The sequence below is a fragment of the Cognatundibacterium rugosum genome (assembly GCF_014284365.1).
In the GTDB taxonomy this organism is placed as follows: domain Bacteria; phylum Pseudomonadota; class Gammaproteobacteria; order Burkholderiales; family Burkholderiaceae_D; genus Undibacterium; species Undibacterium rugosum.
Genome location: NZ_JACOGG010000005.1, coordinates 18,968 through 37,472, shown reverse-complemented (window position 1 = coordinate 37,472; position 18,505 = coordinate 18,968). Strand labels below are relative to the sequence as shown.

Annotated in this window: 20 protein-coding genes; 13 read left to right on the top strand and 7 right to left on the bottom strand. The window is 48.8% G+C overall.

The window, feature by feature from the left end:
* Positions 1–443: 443 nt before the first annotated feature.
* From H8K47_RS05925 to ccoS, 7 genes are all read left to right on the top strand, one after another.
* Positions 444–1,457, top strand: coding sequence for an RluA family pseudouridine synthase (locus H8K47_RS05925; RefSeq protein ID WP_186880505.1), 1,014 nt, complete (start codon positions 444–446; stop codon positions 1,455–1,457).
* A gap of 96 nt (positions 1,458–1,553) precedes the next feature.
* Positions 1,554–2,213: an HAD-IIIA family hydrolase gene (locus H8K47_RS05920; protein WP_186880504.1), complete on the top strand. Its 660-nt coding sequence runs from the start codon at positions 1,554–1,556 to the stop codon at positions 2,211–2,213.
* 36 nt (positions 2,214–2,249) lie between these two features.
* Positions 2,250–2,615, top strand: coding sequence for a Rieske (2Fe-2S) protein (locus H8K47_RS05915; protein WP_186880503.1), 366 nt, complete (start codon positions 2,250–2,252; stop codon positions 2,613–2,615).
* 15 nt (positions 2,616–2,630) lie between these two features.
* Complete coding sequence (locus tag H8K47_RS05910) at positions 2,631–3,617, top strand: S49 family peptidase (protein ID WP_186880502.1); 987 nt, start codon at positions 2,631–2,633, stop codon at positions 3,615–3,617.
* Positions 3,618–4,018: 401 nt separating this feature from the next.
* A complete protein-coding gene (locus H8K47_RS18705; protein WP_408057831.1) occupies positions 4,019–4,288 on the top strand; it encodes a heavy metal translocating P-type ATPase metal-binding domain-containing protein in 270 nt (89 codons plus the stop codon).
* 8 nt (positions 4,289–4,296) lie between these two features.
* A complete protein-coding gene (locus tag H8K47_RS05900; protein WP_186880500.1) occupies positions 4,297–6,549 on the top strand; it encodes a heavy metal translocating P-type ATPase in 2,253 nt (750 codons plus the stop codon).
* Between the two features lie 7 nt (positions 6,550–6,556).
* Positions 6,557–6,700, top strand: coding sequence for a cbb3-type cytochrome oxidase assembly protein CcoS (ccoS, locus tag H8K47_RS05895; RefSeq protein WP_162020909.1), 144 nt, complete (start codon positions 6,557–6,559; stop codon positions 6,698–6,700).
* On the opposite strand, the gene mnmH is transcribed toward ccoS, so the two are convergent.
* A complete protein-coding gene (gene mnmH / locus H8K47_RS05890) occupies positions 6,670–7,758 on the bottom strand; it encodes a tRNA 2-selenouridine(34) synthase MnmH (RefSeq protein WP_186880499.1) in 1,089 nt (362 codons plus the stop codon). The two genes, ccoS and mnmH, sit on opposite strands and share 31 nt — an antisense overlap.
* Positions 7,759–7,764: 6 nt before the next feature.
* Entirely contained in the window at positions 7,765–8,340 is a 576-nt protein-coding gene (locus H8K47_RS05885) for an arylesterase (RefSeq protein WP_230405115.1), read from the bottom strand.
* 64 nt (positions 8,341–8,404) lie between these two features.
* Between H8K47_RS05885 and H8K47_RS05880 the strand changes: the two genes are divergently transcribed.
* On the top strand, positions 8,405–9,100 hold the full coding sequence (locus H8K47_RS05880; protein WP_186880497.1) for an ABC transporter ATP-binding protein: 696 nt from the start codon (positions 8,405–8,407) through the stop codon (positions 9,098–9,100).
* A gap of 7 nt (positions 9,101–9,107) precedes the next feature.
* On the opposite strand, the gene H8K47_RS05875 is transcribed toward H8K47_RS05880, so the two are convergent.
* The 5 genes from H8K47_RS05875 to H8K47_RS05855 form a co-directional block, all read right to left on the bottom strand.
* Entirely contained in the window at positions 9,108–9,839 is a 732-nt protein-coding gene (locus H8K47_RS05875) for a UDP-2,3-diacylglucosamine diphosphatase (protein ID WP_329604145.1), read from the bottom strand.
* 68 nt (positions 9,840–9,907) lie between these two features.
* A complete protein-coding gene (locus tag H8K47_RS05870; RefSeq protein ID WP_186880495.1) occupies positions 9,908–10,396 on the bottom strand; it encodes a peptidylprolyl isomerase in 489 nt (162 codons plus the stop codon).
* Between the two features lie 75 nt (positions 10,397–10,471).
* The gene (locus tag H8K47_RS05865; protein WP_186880494.1) at positions 10,472–11,131 is read right to left on the bottom strand and encodes a peptidylprolyl isomerase; all 660 of its coding nucleotides are present in this window, start codon (positions 11,129–11,131) and stop codon (positions 10,472–10,474) included.
* A gap of 16 nt (positions 11,132–11,147) precedes the next feature.
* Positions 11,148–12,416: a L,D-transpeptidase family protein gene (locus tag H8K47_RS05860; protein ID WP_186880493.1), complete on the bottom strand. Its 1,269-nt coding sequence runs from the start codon at positions 12,414–12,416 to the stop codon at positions 11,148–11,150.
* Positions 12,416–13,438 (bottom strand): nuclear transport factor 2 family protein, encoded by a 1,023-nt coding sequence (locus H8K47_RS05855; RefSeq protein WP_230410158.1) that lies wholly within the window; start codon positions 13,436–13,438, stop codon positions 12,416–12,418. Before H8K47_RS05855 ends, H8K47_RS05860 begins: the two co-directional genes overlap by 1 nt.
* Before the next feature lie 436 nt (positions 13,439–13,874).
* Here H8K47_RS05855 and H8K47_RS05850 point away from each other — a divergent pair, with 436 nt between their 5' ends.
* The 5 genes from H8K47_RS05850 (at position 13,875) to flhC (ending at position 18,490) form a co-directional block, all read left to right on the top strand.
* Positions 13,875–14,849 carry an acetyl-CoA carboxylase carboxyltransferase subunit alpha gene (locus H8K47_RS05850; protein WP_186880491.1) on the top strand — a complete coding sequence of 325 codons (975 nt, stop codon included), beginning with the start codon at positions 13,875–13,877 and terminating at the stop codon, positions 14,847–14,849.
* Positions 14,846–16,261, top strand: a complete 1,416-nt coding sequence (gene tilS / locus H8K47_RS05845; RefSeq protein ID WP_186880490.1) for a tRNA lysidine(34) synthetase TilS — start codon at positions 14,846–14,848, stop codon at positions 16,259–16,261. Before H8K47_RS05850 ends, tilS begins: the two co-directional genes overlap by 4 nt.
* On the top strand, positions 16,246–16,959 hold the full coding sequence (gene dnaQ / locus H8K47_RS05840) for a DNA polymerase III subunit epsilon (protein WP_186880489.1): 714 nt from the start codon (positions 16,246–16,248) through the stop codon (positions 16,957–16,959). The genes tilS and dnaQ overlap by 16 nt, the downstream gene beginning before the upstream one ends.
* 631 nt (positions 16,960–17,590) lie before the next feature.
* Positions 17,591–17,908, top strand: a complete 318-nt coding sequence (gene flhD / locus H8K47_RS05835; RefSeq protein ID WP_162020895.1) for a flagellar transcriptional regulator FlhD — start codon at positions 17,591–17,593, stop codon at positions 17,906–17,908.
* 33 nt (positions 17,909–17,941) lie between these two features.
* Positions 17,942–18,490, top strand: coding sequence for a flagellar transcriptional regulator FlhC (gene flhC / locus H8K47_RS05830; RefSeq protein ID WP_186880488.1), 549 nt, complete (start codon positions 17,942–17,944; stop codon positions 18,488–18,490).
* Positions 18,491–18,505: the final 15 nt, after the last annotated feature.

The window sequence follows — 18,505 nt, the reverse complement described above, 5'->3', positions numbered from 1 at the left end:
GCGCCTGGCGCGGTAAATCGCTGGAAAGTACCGAGTGCACACGTCCCCCGCGTTGTCCTGTAATGTCAAATTAGTGCATTGACAATCGACCACGCCAGGCGATGAGCAACTTTGATGTCAGACCATCTTATTGTGTTGTATCTGACGGAATCGCTAATTTCCTGCAACTACTATGCGTAAGCACGCTGACCAGCAATGTAGTCATCGTCTCTTGCGCAATTTATCCTATTTTTTCACATTCTCTGAGCCAGGCCTGCATTACTGAGCCCGATAACAACATTTGGTTGTTACCCTGACCTGAAAACACGCCTGCATACACATCTTTCCCATCATATTTGCAAACTGGCGAGGCTGATGGGCTTGCCCCTGTGTAAAATAGTCGTTTATTTCTTTTACACTGCCAACAGCGTAATTGCTGAGGCGAAAATGATTATATATTCAAAATGAAGGACTTAGCGACAATTAATCGGGATTTGCATCAAAAACAGATGCAAAAAGTTTCCCAGAACGATCCTTCAAGCGTGCCGCCTCAGGTCAGACTGATCACAATCTCGGAAGAAGAGGCCGGTCAGCGTATTGATAATTTCTTATTGCGTATTTGCAAAGGGGTGCCAAAAAGCCATATTTACCGTGTGCTGCGCTCTGGCGAAGTGCGCGTTAATAAAGGGCGCATCGACCAGTTATATCGCCTGGTTGAAGGTGACGTGGTACGTATTCCCCCCATACGGGTGGCAGAAACGGTGGCGCAGGTGGTGCCTAAGCTCGAATTCCCGATTGTGTTTGAAGATAACCACTTGTTGATTATCGATAAGCCGGCGGGGGTGGCGGTGCATGGTGGCTCAGGTGTCAGCTATGGCGTCATTGAGCAATTAAGGGCGTCCCGTCCTGATGCCAAGTTTTTGGAGTTGGTACATAGGCTGGACCGTGAGACCTCAGGCATCTTGCTGATTGCCAAAAAACGCTCGGCATTAACCAATTTGCATGAACAGATGCGCGATGGCGTGACCGATAAGCGCTATTTCACGCTGGTGTATGGTGATTGGAAAAACGCCAGACAGCATATTAAGCTGGCTTTACATAAATACTCGACACCAGATGGCGAGCGCCGTGTCAGGGTGCAGGCAGACGGTATGGCTTCACACACAGTATTTACGCTGCAGCGTAAATTTAAAGATTTTGCCTTGCTGGAGGCGGAACTGAAGACTGGCCGTACTCATCAGATTCGGGTGCATTTGTCAGCCAGCGGTTTTCCAATTGCCGGTGATGATAAGTATGGTGACTTCCCGCTCAATAAGGCTTTGCAAAAAGCCACTGCTGAACGAGGTGCGTTGAAACGTATGTTTTTACATGCGCATCAGATTACTTTTGCCCATCCAGACACAGGCAAGCCAACGACGGTGAAGGCGCCCTTACCGACAGAATGCTTAAATTTTTTGCAAAGCTTGCAGCGTGCATAGTTTTCGCCAGAAAAATTAATTGTTTAGTAATGGTATGATCGCTGAATTATGGATAAATCAACGGTATCACTCAGCGGGATGCCGAGCAGAATAAAAATGGCAAAAAAATTATTTGATCTTATCGTGTTTGATTGGGATGGTACGCTGATGGACAGTACAGCGACCATCGTGAAGTGCATACAAGCGGCAGCTAAGGATTTGGGCTTACCGGTTCCAGATCAGAATGCGGCTGCTTATGTCATTGGTCTGTCTCTGGCGGACGCGATGCAAGTCGCCGTTCCTGGCGTCGATCCTAAATACTATCCGCGTATGGTAGAGCGTTATCGTTACCATTATCTGGCTAAGGATCACGAATTACCCTTATTTCCTGGTGTTCGTGAGATGTTGGCTGACTTGTCGCAACAAGGTTACTTTCTGGCTGTCGCTACCGGTAAAAGCCGGGTTGGGCTCAGCCGTGCGCTACACACTGCAGATCTGACTGCAGTTTTCGATGCAACCCGTTGTTCCGATGAAACGTTTTCTAAGCCTCATCCAGCGATGTTGCAAGAATTAACAAGAGAGCTGGGTCAGGATATGCAACGTACTGTCATGATAGGCGATACCACCCATGATTTGCAGATGGCAAACAACGCAGGGGCTGCTGCTATTGCTGTGGAATTTGGGGCGCACGATAGCGAATCACTACGTAGCCTGAATCCGGTTTTCTCTGCTAAATCAATTTCAGAATTGCATCAATGGCTGCAGGAAAATGCGTAAGCTTCCACTCCAAACCCATAATTCGATTGAGTGACCATGGAAACAGTCTATATTTGCCAGTCTGACGCGCTGGAAGAGGGTGGAAAAGGCGTGCGCTTTTCCGTGATGGCGGGTAGCGATGAGGCAACCGGTTTTGTGATTCGCTATGCCGGGGGCGTGCATGCTTACCTGAACCGCTGTGCACACGTACCGGTCGAGCTCGACTGGAATCCGGGTGAATTTCTGGAATCCAGTGGCTTATACATTATGTGTGCGACCCACGGCGCAATCTATGAGCCGGAAACTGGGCATTGCTCGGGCGGACCCTGTCGTGGCAGTCGCCTGCGCAAGCTGGCCGTGACTGAGGTTGATAGTAAAGTCGTTTGGACACCGGATGATTATGTGCGTCCGGTCCTGGCTTGATTAAGGAGGGTAAGTATGAGTCAGGAATTTGGTTCACAAGATAATACGGCGCCTGCCACAGGCAAGGATGTTCCATGGGAGCGTTCGGTGCTGGAACGTCTGGCTTTTGAAACTTTACGTGAGCAGAAACTTCGCAGACGCTGGAGCATATTTTTTAAGCTGGCTACGCTGACATTGGTGATGTTTGCCATTTATCGTTTTTCAGATTACACCGATGATGCTGCAGAAAAACTGGGGCCACACACTGCTTTGATTGATGTTTCCGGTGAAATTGAGTCAGAAGGAGGGGCCAGTGCGCATGATGTCATCCCGGCTTTGAACCGCGCATTTTCTGATAGTGCATCCGTCGGCGTGATACTGCGCATGAATAGTCCGGGGGGCAGCCCGGTGCAGGCAGGGATGATTAATGATGAAATTCAGCGTTTGCGTGCAGAGTATCCGGAGAAGCCAGTCTATGTGGTCGTTGAGGAGATTTGTGCCTCAGGTGGTTATTACATCGCTGCTGCAGCCGATAAGATTTATGTCAATAAAGCCAGTGTGGTTGGTTCAATTGGTGTGTTGATGGATGGCTTTGGTTTTACTGGCCTGATGGATAAGCTGGGCGTAGAACGTCGCCTGATGACTGCTGGTGAGAACAAGGGCATGATGGATCCTTACTCGCCACAGACCAGTAAGCAAAAAGCCTATTCGCAGGCGATGTTGAACGAAATTCATGCTCAGTTTATTGATGTAGTACGCAAGGGACGCGGTACGCGCCTGAAAGAAACGCCTGAGACTTTCTCCGGACTTTTTTGGATCGGCAGCAAAGCCGTTGATATGGGCCTGGCGGATGAATTAGGAACCGTTGATTCTGTTGCAAGGGATGTGCTTAAGGCTGAAAACGTGATCGACTACACCCAAAAAGAAGGTCTGCCTGAGCGTATGCTGAAAAAATTTGGTGCTTCACTGGGAGGGGGAGCAATTTCAACTTTATTATCAGCCAAACGCCCATCATTGCACTGATACTGGAAACTGTTTATTTGATTTTTTAAATCCCGGCGTATCACTGCATAGATTTAATTTTCTTTGACCGATTTGTGCTCTGGATTATAGTAAGTACGTAGCTGGCTCAAACGGGAGGTCGATATTCAAAGCAGATTATCTCAGTATGCTTCTTGGGCTCCGGGAATGATCCGGTTATGTGCGTGGTAGTAGTGAATGTGATAGTAAGTTGTTGTATACAATTTGTGCAGTGATGTGCCGTGTACTTTGGCGGCTTTGAGGTTTCTAGGAATCCTCACAAAATAGTCTGGCAACACCCAAAAAGACGGAAGTGCAATGCTCCCGTCTTTTTGCTTTACCCCCCCGATTTTTGCTGACAGCAATTGTTCCAAATCAAGTGAGTTTGTCTGACTTCAGGTAAGATGACTGGATTGCATGGTTTCCTGATAACGATGATCAGCGCACTTTCTTATTTGATTTCCCGCTTACCGCTGCCCTCTGCTGAAAAGAAGAGTGTTGTCTGTTTTCATTGTGGCGAGCGATCCAGACCGAGTCAGACGCTATACATCCAATTTAATCATGCACAACAGGCAGTCTGCTGTCATGGTTGCCTTGCCATACTGCAGGCAGTTGAAAAAAATCAGATGACGGCAGACTACTTGCGTGCCAGAGACGAATTGAACCCATCCTGAAAATCCGCATGTCTATTCCTCCCGGAACCCGTATTACCAAGGCCGCAGACGCCGCTCAAGAAAACTACCTGCAGGATAAGCTGGCCTTGTCTGGCATGCATTGTGCTGCATGCATACAACTCATTGAGTTTCGTGTCAGACAAATCCCCGGTATCCTGACTTTTGTGATCAATCCCGCCACGCACAGAGCAGATGTGCAATGGGATGCTGCGCAGACGGGGCTGTCGCAAATTATTCAGGCCATCGTACAGCTAGGATACGGCGCGTTGCCAGCCAATCAGTCACCTGATGAAGTCGAGCGTCAGCAAAACAAGCTGGCGATCTGGCGTATTTTCGTGGCGGGTTTTGCCATGATGCAGGTTATGATGTACGCCTTCCCCGCTTATTTGGTGCCTGTGCCGACGGCAGATGGCGACCTGACGCCGGATCTGGATAAATTACTCAAACTCGCCAGCATGGTGTTGGCAATTCCTGTGGTCGGTTTTTCAGCGCTGCCTTTTTTTCAATCTGCATGGCGTGACATTAAAAACCGCCATATCGGTATGGATGTGCCGGTCTCGCTTGGTATTTTGCTGACTTTTTTTGCCAGTGTATGGGCGACTTACACCGGCGGTGCAGTGTACTTTGACTCGGCCATCATGTTTGTTTTTTTATTGCTGGGGGCGCGCTGGATAGAGCAAAAAGTGCAGAAGCGGACTGGAGCCGCACTCAAGATACTGACCCGGCTGCAGCCCCTGATTGCGCAGGTCTTGCCAGATTTTCCCCGTCAAAGGCAAGTGCAGGAAAAGGATGCCGCACAGTTGATGGAAGGGGAAATTGTATTGGTTGTGCCTGGTGCGCAAATACCTGCTGACGGCATTGTCGTTGAAGGTTGCAGTGAGTGCGACGAATCATTAATGACAGGTGAATCACAGGCGATTCCCAAGGCAGTGGGGGACACAGTGATTGCCGGCGCCGTCAATATGAGCGGCAGTCTGGTCGTGCGGGCGACGCAGGTTGGACAACAAACACGCCTGGCCAGCCTGATCGGGATGATGGAACGCGCTGCGGCTGAGAAGCCTGCGATAGTACTGTTGGCAGATAGACACGCCAGCCGTTTTTTATTGATCATCATGTTGATCGCCATTGTTGCCGGGATGGCCTGGGCCAGCATCGATCCATCGCGTGCACTGTGGATCGCGATTAGTGTAATTGTTGTGACCTGCCCGTGTGCTTTATCCTTGGCGACGCCAGGTGTGATGGCGGCTGCCATAGGCTTAATGGCACAGCATGGCTTGCTGGTTAAGTCAGGCAAGGCGATTCAGGGCATGGCGCAAGCTACCCACTTTGTGTTTGATAAAACCGGAACCCTGACGGCAGGTCGCATGCAAGTGGCAGCGTGCAGGGATTTAACGTCATCTGTATTGGCCCGTCAGTTAGGATTTCGCCTTGCGTCGGAATCTGCCCATCCCGTTTCTAAGGCGATTGCGAATTATCTGAGCGGCTGGCAGGGGCAGGGTGCTGACCTGAAATTGCAGAACGTGCGTGAAGTGGCCGGTGCTGGTATTGAGGCGGAGCTGGATGGCGTGATATTTCGCTTGGGACAGCCAGTTTACGCGACGCAAGCTTTACCGCTCCCATTTATTTTACCGGTGGAACTGATTGGGAAAAGTGTCACTGTGCTGGCTGATCGGGATCAGGTACATCTGATTTTTCTACTGGATGATGTGATGCGTGATGATGCACCACAGCTGGTGCAGTCTTTGCAAAAAAACGGGAAACAGGTGATGCTTTTATCTGGTGATGCGGAAGAAGCGGTACAAAAACTGGCTGCATCGTGCGGTATCGCAGATGCGCGCGCGCGCATGAGTCCGCTGGATAAGCACAATGTGGTCAAATCCTTACAGGCAAAGGGTGCCAGGGTTGTTATGGTGGGCGATGGTATGAACGATGGTCCTGTACTCTCGATAGCCGACGTGTCGATTGCGATGGGACAGGGTGCCGCGATTTCGCAAACCCGTAGTGATCTGTTATTGATGTCAAACCGTCTCAGTGATTTGATGTTCGGTTTGGGTGTCGCTGAGAAGGCGTTTCGTCTGATTCGCGAAAATTTGATGTGGGCGATCGTTTATAATCTGATTGCTATTCCCGCAGCAGTAGCCGGTTGGCTGGAGCCATGGCATGCAGCACTGGGCATGTCGTTGAGTTCTCTGCTGGTTGTGCTGAATGCCTTGCGACTGTACCTGTTGCCCAGACCCGCGTTTCCACTGACTGTTGAGTGATTTGAGTATGGATATCCTGTATCTGTTGGTCCCTTTGAGTATCGTTCTCGTGTTCGCAATTGGCGGCGTATTCTGGTGGGCCATCAATCACCGCCAGTTTGACGAGCTGGATCGTGAAGGTCAGCGCATTGTGGATGATGTGGATGGCTGAGTCGGGTTGAGTATTTCGCGTGCGGTTCGCGTCATTGAGGCTGGTGTCAGATCTTGCAGATGCACAGTCTGCGCTGCTGAAAATTGTTTAAAGTTGTTATTGATGGACTTCAGATAAGCCGGATCATAGTGTTCACGCAACAGGCTCAAAACCAGTGCGTCGAGTTGTTCACTGATGACCAGCTGCTTCCATGCGTTGATTTTGTGATTGCCGTGTAATTGCGATAAATAGCCTAGTTGTTCGATGAGCCGCTCAGGTTGGGACTGGAAGTGTGCGTACTCTTCCTTGAGCAGACTGACCCGATGTGGCATGTCGAGCTCCAGTGTTGTACAGGGTGCGGCACGCATGGCTTCCATGAGTTGTTCCGGCACCCGTAAATTGCCTACCTTTTTGCTTTCAGCTTCGACATAGACGGTATTAGACGGATCAAATTGTGTGAGTGCAGACCATATCTGACTTTCAAATTGTTTTTGCGATGGTTGCTGCGTACCTGGTGTCAGACCCAGCACCGATCCTTTATGACACGCGAGGTGTTCCAAGTCCAGTATCTGCGCGCCTTCCTTGTTCAGTGCCGTCAGCATACGGCTTTTTCCACTGCCTGTGGTGCCGCATATCACATGCCATTGCATGCGCTGTGCCAGTGTAGGCAGATGTTCGTTGACATGCTGGCGGTAAGCTTTGTAACCACCTTGTAATTGTGCGACCGGCCAGCCTATCTTAGAAAAAATATGGGCCATGGAGCCGCTGCGATTGCCACCGCGCCAGCAGTAAATTAAAGGTCGCCATTCGCGCGGCTTATCCTGAAACTGTGTCTGTAAATAGTGTGCAATATTGGCTGCAACCAGTGCGGCTCCCAGCCTCTTTGCTTCAAATGAGCCGACTTGCTTATACATGGTTCCCACCTGTATCCGTTGCTCGTCGTTGAGCACCGGGCAGTTGATGGCGCCAGGCAGATGGTCCTCGGCAAATTCAGATTCGCTGCGCGCATCGATGATGCAATCAAACCGAGTTAAATCAGCGGCGACGTCGGTGAACTGGATGAGTTCTGGATATTTCATAGGTGCTTATTTAAGTAAGGGGGCGAGAAGTGGCCATATGTTGCCCAGCATAATTGGCTGTGCCTGCGCGGTTGGGTGTATGCGGTCAGTCTGGAACATAGCAGGCTGATCGGCAAATCCTTCAAATATAAATGGGACCAGCGGTATTTTTTCATCCTTGCTGATCGTTTTGAACATCGCAGTAAAACTTTTACTGTAGTCGGGGCCGTAATTCGGCGGAATCTGGATGCCAGTCAACAGCACTTTTGCATGGGCTTTTTTTGCGCTACTGACGATGTACAACAGATTTTCCCTGCTGGCTTGCAGTGACAATCCACGCAGTGCATCATTGCCACCCAATTCTATGATCACAATTTGAGGCTGGTGTTTATTGAGTAAATCCTCAATTCTGCTTTTGCCGCCTGCCGTGGTTTCGCCACTGATACTGGCGTTGAAGACCTTGAAAGTATGGCCGTTGGCCTCCAGTTTATTTTCCAGTAGTTTGACCCAACCCTGGCCGCGTACCAGTCCGTATTCGGCTGAGATACTGTCGCCCAGCACCAGGATGGTTTTTGCGGCAGAATGCGCGGTGCCAGTTAGCATGAGCAGGCTTACAATAATCAGTCTGCACACCGATCGACAATTTAATTTCCAGGCAAATGACAGCATGAATAGTCCTAATACGATAAACAAAAACGGGCAATTGGCAATCGAGGTCTTTCAGCTCCATAAAGAGGTTGAAGATGCGACCGGAAAGCTCTCCATACTTCAGGGTATCGATTTTACAGTGCAAGCGGGTGAGACGCTTGCTATCGTTGGTGCTTCCGGTTCAGGTAAGTCAACTTTGCTGGGTATACTGGCTGGGCTGGACTTGCCCACTGCCGGTAAGCTCGCATTACGGGGTGTGGATTTGTTTGCGCTGACTGAAGATGAAAGAGCTCAGTTTCGTAAAGAACATGTGGGTTTCGTGTTCCAGTCTTTTCAGTTGCTGATGCATTTGAATGCATTGGAAAATGTGATGCTGCCGTTGGAATTGCGTGGCGATAAAGATGCGCGCAGCAAGGCGGAACAGATGCTGAAGCAGGTAGGGCTTGGTGAGCGTTTGCGCCACTATCCGAAATACTTGTCCGGCGGTGAGCAGCAGCGGGTCGCGCTGGCACGCGCATTTGTGACAGAGCCCGCATTACTGTTCGCTGATGAGCCGACCGGCAGTCTGGATACGCAAACCGGAGAGGCCATCATGCAGCTCATGTTCAGGCTGAATCAAGAGCGTGGGTCTACGCTGATACTGGTGACCCATGATATGTCCATCGCTGCGCGCTGTGACCGGACGCTGACAATACAGGCTGGCCGCATCGCCTGATTCCGGTTTATGTCGGCAGGGCGTCTACTGTACAGCGAGTAAAGACGCCAGCCGTATCGATTTCCAGCCATCCGCCGCGCGCCTGCCCGTTGTCGCAATCCCAGTCCGGTAATACGATACGCTGACGCGCTCCGTCGTTATGTAAAGCCGGGCGATGAGTATGACCATGGATCAGTGTCGGTGCTTTAAATTGTGCGAACAGGGCATCAACCGCAGCTGAATTGACATCCATGATTTCCAGGGCTTTTTCTGCTTGTTGCATACGGCTTTGGGCGCGCATGCCTTGTACAATCTGTTTTCTTTGTGCCAGTGGCTGATTCAGAAATTGCGCTTGCCAGGCTGGCTGGCGCACCATATTCCTGAACTGCATATACGCGAGGTCATCGGTGCACAGTGCATCGCCGTGCGTAAGGATCATGTGCTGACCAGCGATATGCACTTCGCAAGGATCGCTGAGCAATTGTATGCCGGTATACGAAGCGAAAGCTTCGCCCAGTAAAAAATCACGATTACCTGCCATCCAAAACACCTGCGTACCGCCGGCAGTCAATGCTTTGATCGCATCAGCGACTGCCAGATGATAGGGGTCATTCAGGTCATCATCTCCGACCCAGTATTCAAACATATCCCCCAACAGATAGACCTGCTTGGCAAATCTGGCTCTGTGAGCGAATAACTGCAGCAAACGCGTCGTCGTTTGTGGCAGGGCAGGGGTCAGATGGACGTCAGAAACAAACAACGCAACCAAATCTGGTTGCGTTGTTTGTGTTCCGTCTCCTGATGTTTTGGATACGGCTGTCATTGTGATCAGACGATTTCGGCTTTTTGGATGACCACGTCTTCCACTGGCACATCGGCAAACATGCCGGAACGGGTTGTTTTAACGGCTTTGATTTTGTCGACAACTTCGGTGCCTTCAGTCACTTTGCCGAACACGCAATAGCCCCATCCATCCTGACCTGGGTAGTCGAGGAAGGAATTGTTGCTGGTGTTGATGAAGAACTGAGCGGATGCGGAGTGCGGTGCGCTGGTACGTGCCATTGCAATCGTGTACAAGGCATTCTTCAAGCCGTTGTTGGCTTCATTCTCGATTGGCGCCTGAGTGTCTTTTTGCTTCATACCTGGCTCAAAACCGCCGCCCTGAATCATAAAGCCGTCAATCACGCGATGGAAGATGGTGCCGGCATAGTGACCGGATTCAACGTAAGCGAGGAAGTTGGCAACCGTCTTAGGTGCTTTTTCAGCATCGAGTTCGATTTTGATATTGCCATGGTTCGTAGTCAGAAGAACGGCCATAATTGTCCTTAATTAGATGATTAGGTGATTAATTGGGTCATTAATCCGGGGATTAATGAGATGACGAAAAGAAAGTTATTTTATTACGTTGGCAGATTCTATGATGATGTCTTTTTTAGGGACATTTTGCATCATGTGGGAATCGCCGGTTTCTACGACCTTGATTTTTTCTACGACATCCATGCCTTTGATAACTTTTCCAAAAGGCGTATAGCCTGCTGTGGCCATTAACGCCTTAGCCCTTGGTGCAACGACATTGTTGCCGCGGTAAAGGAATTCTACCGGATCGCCATCGGGCAAAATCTGGTGATTCAGAAAATCATTGTCTTTAACATTGATGTAAAACTGCGCGGTGGCAGAATTTGGGTCTTCAGTACGGGCCATGGCGATCGTACCCACATCATTTTTCAAGCCCTTTTCCAGCGCAGCACGGGCTTCCAGTGGGATAGGTTTGCGGGTAGGCTTCTCTTTGAAATTCTTGTCGTAGCCACCGCCCTGTATCATGAAGTTATCGATCACACGGTGAAAAATCGTCCCCTTGTACTGACCGGCTTTGACATATTTAAGAAAATTATCAACGGTAACCGGTGCGGCTTCCGGATAGAGCTCCACCACGATCTCGCCCATATTGGTTTTAAAAGCGACCTTGGGCAGATTTTCTGCAAATGCAGCAGGCGCACTAAGTGCGGCCGCGAATGCAATCGCCGAACTGACTTTTTTATAAAATTGCTTCATGCTTATCTCCTGTACATCAGACATTGGTTTCGTAAACGATGCGCCATTTGTTGGATTCTTTGATCCAGTATTGACGCTTTCTGCTACTCATCTTTGACTTGCCGGAACTCAGTTCCATGGTAAAAGTAGAGACCAGCATTTCATCTTTACCCGGGTAGCGGAAGTGGGTAATGTCTTTTAGACGAACGATGGGGGTGGTCCAGCCCTCCCAGGACGGGCGCTGCTTGGCAAACCAGGCGTTTAAATCTTCACCTTGGACCGACTTAAAATTGCGTGAATAATTAGCAAATATCCGGTTTGCGTTCTGGCTTTCCATATCCAGTCGCCAATCTTCCAGCAGTTTATTCGCAGTTTGTCTTTCTTGCTGCCATTGTTGTGCTGTAACGAACTCCAGTTGATCCGAAATGATGACCGGGGTTCTGCCTATGTCAACAGTGGCTGCGATGCGCAGAAAATCCGGATTGGTCAGAACGACGCAGCCATCAGATGCCAGTGGCGGGCGGCTGAAGTTGGCAGAAGGCATTCCATGCAGCCAGATGCCGCTGCCGCTTCTGCCATTCACCTTGTCCCATTCATTGGGATAGTTAAGAGGCAGTGCGCCAGGTCCATAAAAATCGGGCAGCTTACTTCCGGATAGCCTGCTGGTGATGTAATAAACGCCGATAGGTGTTTTTTGATCACCTTCCTTGAATTTATTAATGCCGAACTTGCCTTGGCTGATGTAGTGATCGCTGATTAGTTTAGGTACACCGGACTGATTGTCGTAAACAAAGAGTCGCGAGCGTTTAGCATCGACGACTAAAGCCTGTTTCTGATCCTCTTTGAGCTGAATTAATACTCTGGGAATCGCATCCGGCGCCGGACGTTGCTGATACGCACGGATACGGGCCGCAGCCTCATCGCGCAATTCCTTGAGCTTTTCAGGCTGGCTATTGGCCGCGCTGCCAAAACCTTGTAGCGGACGAGTGTGCATCAACAGCAAATCACCACGTATCAGGTGCGCTAATTGAAAGTGCGGATAGGCCACAACCAGCTCGTCAATTTTTTGTTGAGCAAGTGAGAGCTGATTATTGGAGAGTGCCCGCATGGTTTCAATTAGCAGCAAATCCGGGTTAGGCAGGCTTACACCGGAGGCCGGTTCTGTCGAATCTGATTTCGTGCGGCGGGCAGCATGCACCTCATGTATGCCGGTCAGCATTACAAGCGAGACTAAGAAAATGGAAGCGACAGGGCGCAGCTTTACTCTCTTACTCAGTAAAGCATTTTTCAGTACTGCAGAAAACATCAGCTACCTGCGCGCTCCTGCTTAATCAACCACTTGCCGTCCTGCTTAGTCATGACCAGTACTTTACGGCTATTTGCGGTCAGCCGGTCTGAAGTATAAATTTGTCTGAATTTGACAGTGGCAGAATTGCCATCGACACTGACTTTGGCGCTTTCAACTTTGACGTTGATACGGCCTTTGCCTTCAATTCTGCTGCGACGCTCTTCAGCCCAGGCTTTGCGACTTTCGCCTTTGGGTGTCTGGAAGTCTTTGGCGTAGTGCGCTAAATAGCTGTCAGTTTCCTGATTGCTCCATGCTTTGGCCCATTTATCTACGGCACGCATGACATCATCTTCATCCTTATCCTGAACAGGCGCTGCAGCGGCAACAGGTTTGGCTTTGGCCGGCGGGTTCTCTGCCTTTGCTGGTTCAGGATCTGCTTTTGCCGCTACCTGACTAGGTTTGGCCTGCGCAGCAGCGGTCACCGCTGTTGCCGGAGCAGGATTATTTTTAGGATTGGTTCCGCCTGTGGTGTTGCCAACTAAATTTTTCACTAAGGTCAGCTTCAGCTTAGCAGTGGCATTGCCAGAATCCAGTTGCAGTGCTTTATCGTAGGACTGACTGGCCAGTTTGGCATAGACATCGCCCAGATTTTCATGCGCAGTGCCATAGGTTGGATTGGTACGTATGGCCATTTCCAAAGCAGCACGTGCTTTGTCGTATTGGCCGGTTGCTGCGTATAACACGGCGAGATTGTTGTAGGGCTCAGGCAGCTCAGGGTAATCGTCGGTCAGTTTAGTAAAAACGGTGATTGCTTCAGCGGATTTATTCATTTCCGTCAAAATCAGGCCGCGTAAAAAGCGCATCTGCGCATCTTTAGGTTTGCTGGCCAACGCAGCATCGACTTTTTGCAAGGCTTCAGCGGTTTGTCCGCCGCGCAGTAACTTTCCGATATCTGCTGCCTCATCAGCATTGGCCGATGAGGCAAACATTGCCAAGGCAAGGGAAGTGGTGGCAAAAAGGCTTTTGAGTAAATGACGCATAGTGTTCTGGCTTGTAATCATTGTAGTAGTCTGAACGCAAAGGCTGCAGTGCTAAACGGTAGCACACAAAATCACATCTTATCAAAGAAGTAGTCTGCATTGGGTATTTCGATGGAATTAATAAATTGAACACATGGAGACCGTGGTCAATTTTTAAATCCTGTGAAATGCGTGCAGAAGAGGGCAGATAGCAGAATCTCATACTGAGGAAGTATTCTAAGCTGGACAGATAGCCTGTTTTTGATATTTAATCTTGTCCGTCTTATTGGATTCTGATTATTCAGTCTCTTTTGGGTAGCAAGTATATTAAGATTCATCTGTCTTTTCTTTTACTGATTGCTGTTCTTGGTGCGCAATCTGAGCGAGCCGCACTGCTCGATAGTGAGATACAGATGTTACTTCGCATTTTTAACTCGTGTAGATTGAAGGAGGCACGATGACTAAAACGACATTCCTGAGTTTTGAGCAATCCATTGCAGAACTCGAAACAAAAATTGAAGAGTTGCGATTTGTTCAAGATGACTCTGCTGTCGATATTTCGGAAGAAATCGACAGATTGTCTAAGAAAAGTCAGATGCTGACCAAGGACATCTACGCTAAATTAACCCCCTGGCAGGTTTCTCAGATTTCCCGTCATCCGCAACGTCCATACACGATGGACTATATCAATCAGATATTTACGGATTTTCATGAGTTACATGGTGACCGCAGTTTCGCTGACGACCAGTCTATCGTAGGTGGTCTGGCGCGTTTCAATGGTCAGGCTTGCATGGTCATGGGACATCAGAAGGGCCGCGACACCAAAGAGCGCGCAATGCGCAATTTTGGGATGCCTAAGCCTGAAGGCTATCGTAAAGCCATGCGTCTGATGAAACTGGCTGAAAAATTTGATATTCCGGTATTTACTTTCGTTGATACGACTGGTGCATGGCCAGGAATTGATGCGGAAGAACGTGGTCAATCCGAGGCGATCGGCCACAATTTATATGTGATGGCGGAATTGAAGGTTCCGCTGATCACAACGATTATTGGTGAAGGTGGTTCCGGTGGTGCGCTGGCACTCGCAGTCGGTGACGCTGTGCTGATGCTGCAATACGCTACGTATTCCGTGATTTCTCCTGAAGGTTGTGCATCGATACTCTGGAAAACATCTGATCGTGCTTCCGATGCGGCTGAGGCACTGGGTCTGACTGCGCACAGGTTGAAAGCGATGGGGCTGATCGATAAAATTATCAATGAACCTTTGGGTGGTGCACATCGCGATCCTAAGCAAATGTGCGCGTTGGTCAAGCGTGCCCTGGCGGATACCTTGCGTCAGTTCCAAGGCGTGAAAACCAAAGATTTGTTAACTGCTCGCCACGAGAAGCTGATGAGCTATGGTAAGTTTAAGGAAACTAAAGTTACTGAATGAAATCTGACAAGAATGAAATTGCGCTCCGACGCAAATTTTCCGATGTCCTAGGTTCTTGTCTTCAGAAAAGCAGTGCTCACCAAGCACCCAGTCTGGCCGTCGCTTATAGCGGCGGTCTGGATTCCTCCGTATTGTTAACTCTGGCGCATGCATATTGCCGCCAGCACCAAATTCCTCTTCATGCCTTCCACGTTCATCACGGACTAAGTCCGAACGCAGACGATTGGCTGGCGCATTGTGAGGCAAAATGTCGTGAGCTGGGTATTGTTTTTCGTGCGGCAAGGGTAAAGGTAGATTTGTCTTCCGGGCTAGGGACAGAGGCGAGTGCGCGCAAGGAGCGATATGCAGCTCTGGGGCAGCTTTGTATTGCGCATGGTGTCGGCCATATACTCACTGCACATCATCAGGATGATCAGGCTGAAACGATACTGATGCAAATGTTACGCGGTTCTGGCCTGGCAGGATTGTCAGGTATGGATTTGACTAATGCCGCACCAGGATTATTAGGTACGCCGGATTTGGTAATTATTCGGCCCTTGCTGGAATCGAACCGCGAGGAATTAGAACAATTCCAGCGTTTATATGATTTGGACTTTGTCGAAGATGAGTCGAACACCGATGTGCGCTACCGCAGAAATGCCTTAAGACACAGGGTGATGCCTATCTTGGAAGAAATTTACCCAGGCTTTGCTGCGCGAATGTCGCGTGGCGCAAGGCATGTCAGTGCTGCACGTGATTTGATTGAGGAAATGGCTGTCTCGGACCTTGCGCAATGCACACAAGATGATCAATTGCAGCTTGCCAGGCTGGTCGCACTTGGTAAAAGCCGGGCGGCTCACGTTTTCAGGCACTGGTTAAGTCAGCAGGGTGTGCGTCTGCCATCAACGGCAAGGCTGCATGAAATATTTAAGCAGCTTTTTGATGCAAAATCGGATGCACGTATAGAAATTCATTGCGGCGAGCACGTGCTGCACCGCTATCGAGATGCAGTCTACCTCCAGCAGGTGGGGGGCAGCTTGTCCGGTCTGGACGAAGTGGGTTTTAGTTGGAATGGTGAATCCAGCCTGGCATTTCCTGCCTACGGTGGTGTGTTGCATTTTGAGCTTGCCGAACAGGGGATTTCATCTGAATGGCTGTCTCGGCATTCATTGGTTTTGCATTTGCGTCGAGGTGGGGAGCGCATGAAGCTGGCCATCGACAGGCCTACCCGTGATATGAAAAGCCATTTCCAGTCTTTGAATATACCATTTTGGGTCAGGAGTGAATTACCATTCGTCTCGGCAGGAGCAGAGTTGCTGTATGCCGCTCAGGTAGGTATGAATGCAAAGTTTTTTGATCAGGATTCAACTACAAAGGTAAGTTTGCATTGGGTTTTTGATGAATCAGGGAAAAATGTATGGAACAACAATTAAGGCAAATTGTCCTTGATACTGAAACCACGGGTCTGAGTCCCCGTGATGGCAACCGTATTATTGAGATTGGTTGCGTTGAATTAATTAATCGTAAGCTTACTGGAAATAATTTCCACCAGTACATCAATCCGGAGCGTGATTCTGAAGAGGGTGCGCTTGCGGTGCATGGACTCACGACTGAGTTTTTATCGGATAAGCCTAAATTTGCAGAGATTTCGCAAGCGTTTTGTGAATACATTCGTGGGGCGGAAGTTGTTATTCACAATGCACCATTCGATGTCGCATTTTTAAATGCAGAGTTTGCCAGACTGGAACTGGGAAGTTTTACCGATCACGTCAGTCATGTCACAGATACGCTGGTTCAGGCCAAGGAGTTGCACCCGGGAAAGCGAAACTCGCTCGATGCTTTGTGTGACCGCTATGAAATCTCTAATTCGCATCGAAAGCTGCATGGTGCGTTGCTGGATGCGGAGTTGCTAGCTGATGTTTTCCTGGCAATGTCACGTGGGCAGAACAGCTTTGCGATCGATATAGAAGAGGAGGTTGTGCAAGTGGTCGTTGATCTGCCAGTGGAAGCACTGGCTAGCGATGACATGGTTTGTGTTGCTGCAGATGCGCTTGAACTGGATGAGCATGAAAAATTATTGGCTGGCTTAGATAAGCAAGGCAAGCAAGATTGCCTGTGGCGATTGCAATAAAGCCCTGCTGAGTCGCCATCCCATTTGACTATGCGCTGATAAAGCCAACGTTAGCATCACTGACATCGCAGTGTATCGTTAGTTGTATCGTTGGTTGTATCGTTGGTTGTATCGTTGGTTGTATCGGGAAAATGCTTTACTTGGTACGCTTTGAAAAATCGCGACTGATCTAAATTCAGTTGCGATTTTTGCATTTTACAATCCAATTTCACTCTCCCTCAAAAAAATCCATCAAAAAAACGACAGTTGCCCTAAAGTTTTTTTAATCGTTGCCGTTAAAAACTGTAGGAAAAAATATTTAAAAATTTTTGCGATTAACCCTAAAGTTCCTACTTTTAGTGCCGTTAATGGTAATAAGAGAAAATTAAAAAAGTGTCTGATTTAACTTAAGTCTTTGTTTTTTAAGATTTATTTTTTGTTTTCTTGCTGTGTTCTAAAAAATCCAATTTTTCTCTGTTTTAAACAAAATAGAGGATGTCTTACGCATGTAGGTTAGATTCCTATGTGTGTCATCGTCGTATTCTGTCCGTAAATATCTACTTTTGCCTATACCTTGGTTTTTTTCGACCAAGCACAATGTGTCTCAACGGCAATGAACTTGTCTTGAAAAAATGGACTGGAGGGTGCGGAAATGACACAGAACGATATGATGGCGGAAATTCGCGATGCAAACTTAAGCTACTTGATGCTTGCTCAGCAAATGATACGTGCTGACAAGGCGACTGCAATTTTCCGTCTGGGCATTGGTAAAGAAATTGCGGACCTGATTGAGGGTTTAAATAATTCTCAGATACTGAAATTGGCTGGCTCCAATATGATGCTTGCCCGCTTCCGTTTCGAGGACAGTGCGATTCTTTGCATGTTGACCAATTACAACAAGGAACGTGCGTTGGCACATTCCCATGCAGCTATCCTGATGGCAGGTCAGCCAGTCGAAGAAATTCATTAATTTCTTCTTAAGAAAACAAAGAGTGAGGCGAACATGGCGATCAAAAGTGTTGTAAATGAGGCTAATGAAATTCAGTTGGCAATAGAACTGGTTAAGTTGGGTGCGCGCTTGCAATTGCTTGAGTCCGAAACTTCTTTGTCTCGCGAACGCTTGTTGAAGATATACAAGGAATTGAAGGGCGTTTCTCCTCCGAAGGGAATGTTGCCTTTTTCGACAGACTGGTTCGTAACCTGGCAGCCGAATATTCATTCGTCCCTGTTCATGAACATCTATAAATACCTCAATGAACACGCTGAAATCAACGGCATTGAGGCGGTGATCAAATCGTATCGGCTCTACCTGGAGCAAGTTGCCTGCCTTAATCCAGATGAAGCCTTGCTGTCGCTCACGCGCGCCTGGACGTTGGTTCGATTTTTTGAAGGAAAAATGTTAACATTTGCCCGCTGTAGTGAATGTGGTGGCCATTTTGTTGCACACTCACTTGATTTGCATGATCAGTACCGTTGTGGTCTGTGCCATGTTCCGTCCCGCGCTGGTAAAACAAAAAAAGCGAAAGATGCGGAGATGGCAATGGTTGCCTGAGTTTATTTTGGGGGT

Excerpts from the sequence above, each read along its gene's own strand:
- H8K47_RS05925 (WP_186880505.1), top strand. The coding sequence starts at position 444 with ATGAAGGACTTAGCGACAATTAATCGGGATTTGCATCAAAAACAGATG.
- H8K47_RS05920 (WP_186880504.1), top strand. The coding sequence starts at position 1,554 with ATGGCAAAAAAATTATTTGATCTTATCGTGTTTGATTGGGATGGTACG.
- H8K47_RS05915 (WP_186880503.1), top strand. The coding sequence starts at position 2,250 with ATGGAAACAGTCTATATTTGCCAGTCTGACGCGCTGGAAGAGGGTGGA.
- H8K47_RS05910 (WP_186880502.1), top strand. The coding sequence starts at position 2,631 with ATGAGTCAGGAATTTGGTTCACAAGATAATACGGCGCCTGCCACAGGC.
- H8K47_RS18705 (WP_408057831.1), top strand. The coding sequence starts at position 4,019 with ATGACTGGATTGCATGGTTTCCTGATAACGATGATCAGCGCACTTTCT.
- H8K47_RS05900 (WP_186880500.1), top strand. The coding sequence starts at position 4,297 with ATGTCTATTCCTCCCGGAACCCGTATTACCAAGGCCGCAGACGCCGCT.
- ccoS (WP_162020909.1), top strand. The coding sequence starts at position 6,557 with ATGGATATCCTGTATCTGTTGGTCCCTTTGAGTATCGTTCTCGTGTTC.
- mnmH (WP_186880499.1), bottom strand. The coding sequence starts at position 7,758 with ATGAAATATCCAGAACTCATCCAGTTCACCGACGTCGCCGCTGATTTA.
- H8K47_RS05885 (WP_230405115.1), bottom strand. The coding sequence starts at position 8,340 with ATGCTAACTGGCACCGCGCATTCTGCCGCAAAAACCATCCTGGTGCTG.
- H8K47_RS05880 (WP_186880497.1), top strand. The coding sequence starts at position 8,405 with ATGAATAGTCCTAATACGATAAACAAAAACGGGCAATTGGCAATCGAG.
- H8K47_RS05870 (WP_186880495.1), bottom strand. The coding sequence starts at position 10,396 with ATGGCCGTTCTTCTGACTACGAACCATGGCAATATCAAAATCGAACTC.
- H8K47_RS05865 (WP_186880494.1), bottom strand. The coding sequence starts at position 11,131 with ATGAAGCAATTTTATAAAAAAGTCAGTTCGGCGATTGCATTCGCGGCC.
- H8K47_RS05860 (WP_186880493.1), bottom strand. The coding sequence starts at position 12,416 with ATGTTTTCTGCAGTACTGAAAAATGCTTTACTGAGTAAGAGAGTAAAG.
- H8K47_RS05855 (WP_230410158.1), bottom strand. The coding sequence starts at position 13,438 with ATGCGTCATTTACTCAAAAGCCTTTTTGCCACCACTTCCCTTGCCTTG.
- H8K47_RS05850 (WP_186880491.1), top strand. The coding sequence starts at position 13,875 with ATGACTAAAACGACATTCCTGAGTTTTGAGCAATCCATTGCAGAACTC.
- tilS (WP_186880490.1), top strand. The coding sequence starts at position 14,846 with ATGAAATCTGACAAGAATGAAATTGCGCTCCGACGCAAATTTTCCGAT.
- dnaQ (WP_186880489.1), top strand. The coding sequence starts at position 16,246 with ATGGAACAACAATTAAGGCAAATTGTCCTTGATACTGAAACCACGGGT.
- flhD (WP_162020895.1), top strand. The coding sequence starts at position 17,591 with ATGACACAGAACGATATGATGGCGGAAATTCGCGATGCAAACTTAAGC.
- flhC (WP_186880488.1), top strand. The coding sequence starts at position 17,942 with ATGGCGATCAAAAGTGTTGTAAATGAGGCTAATGAAATTCAGTTGGCA.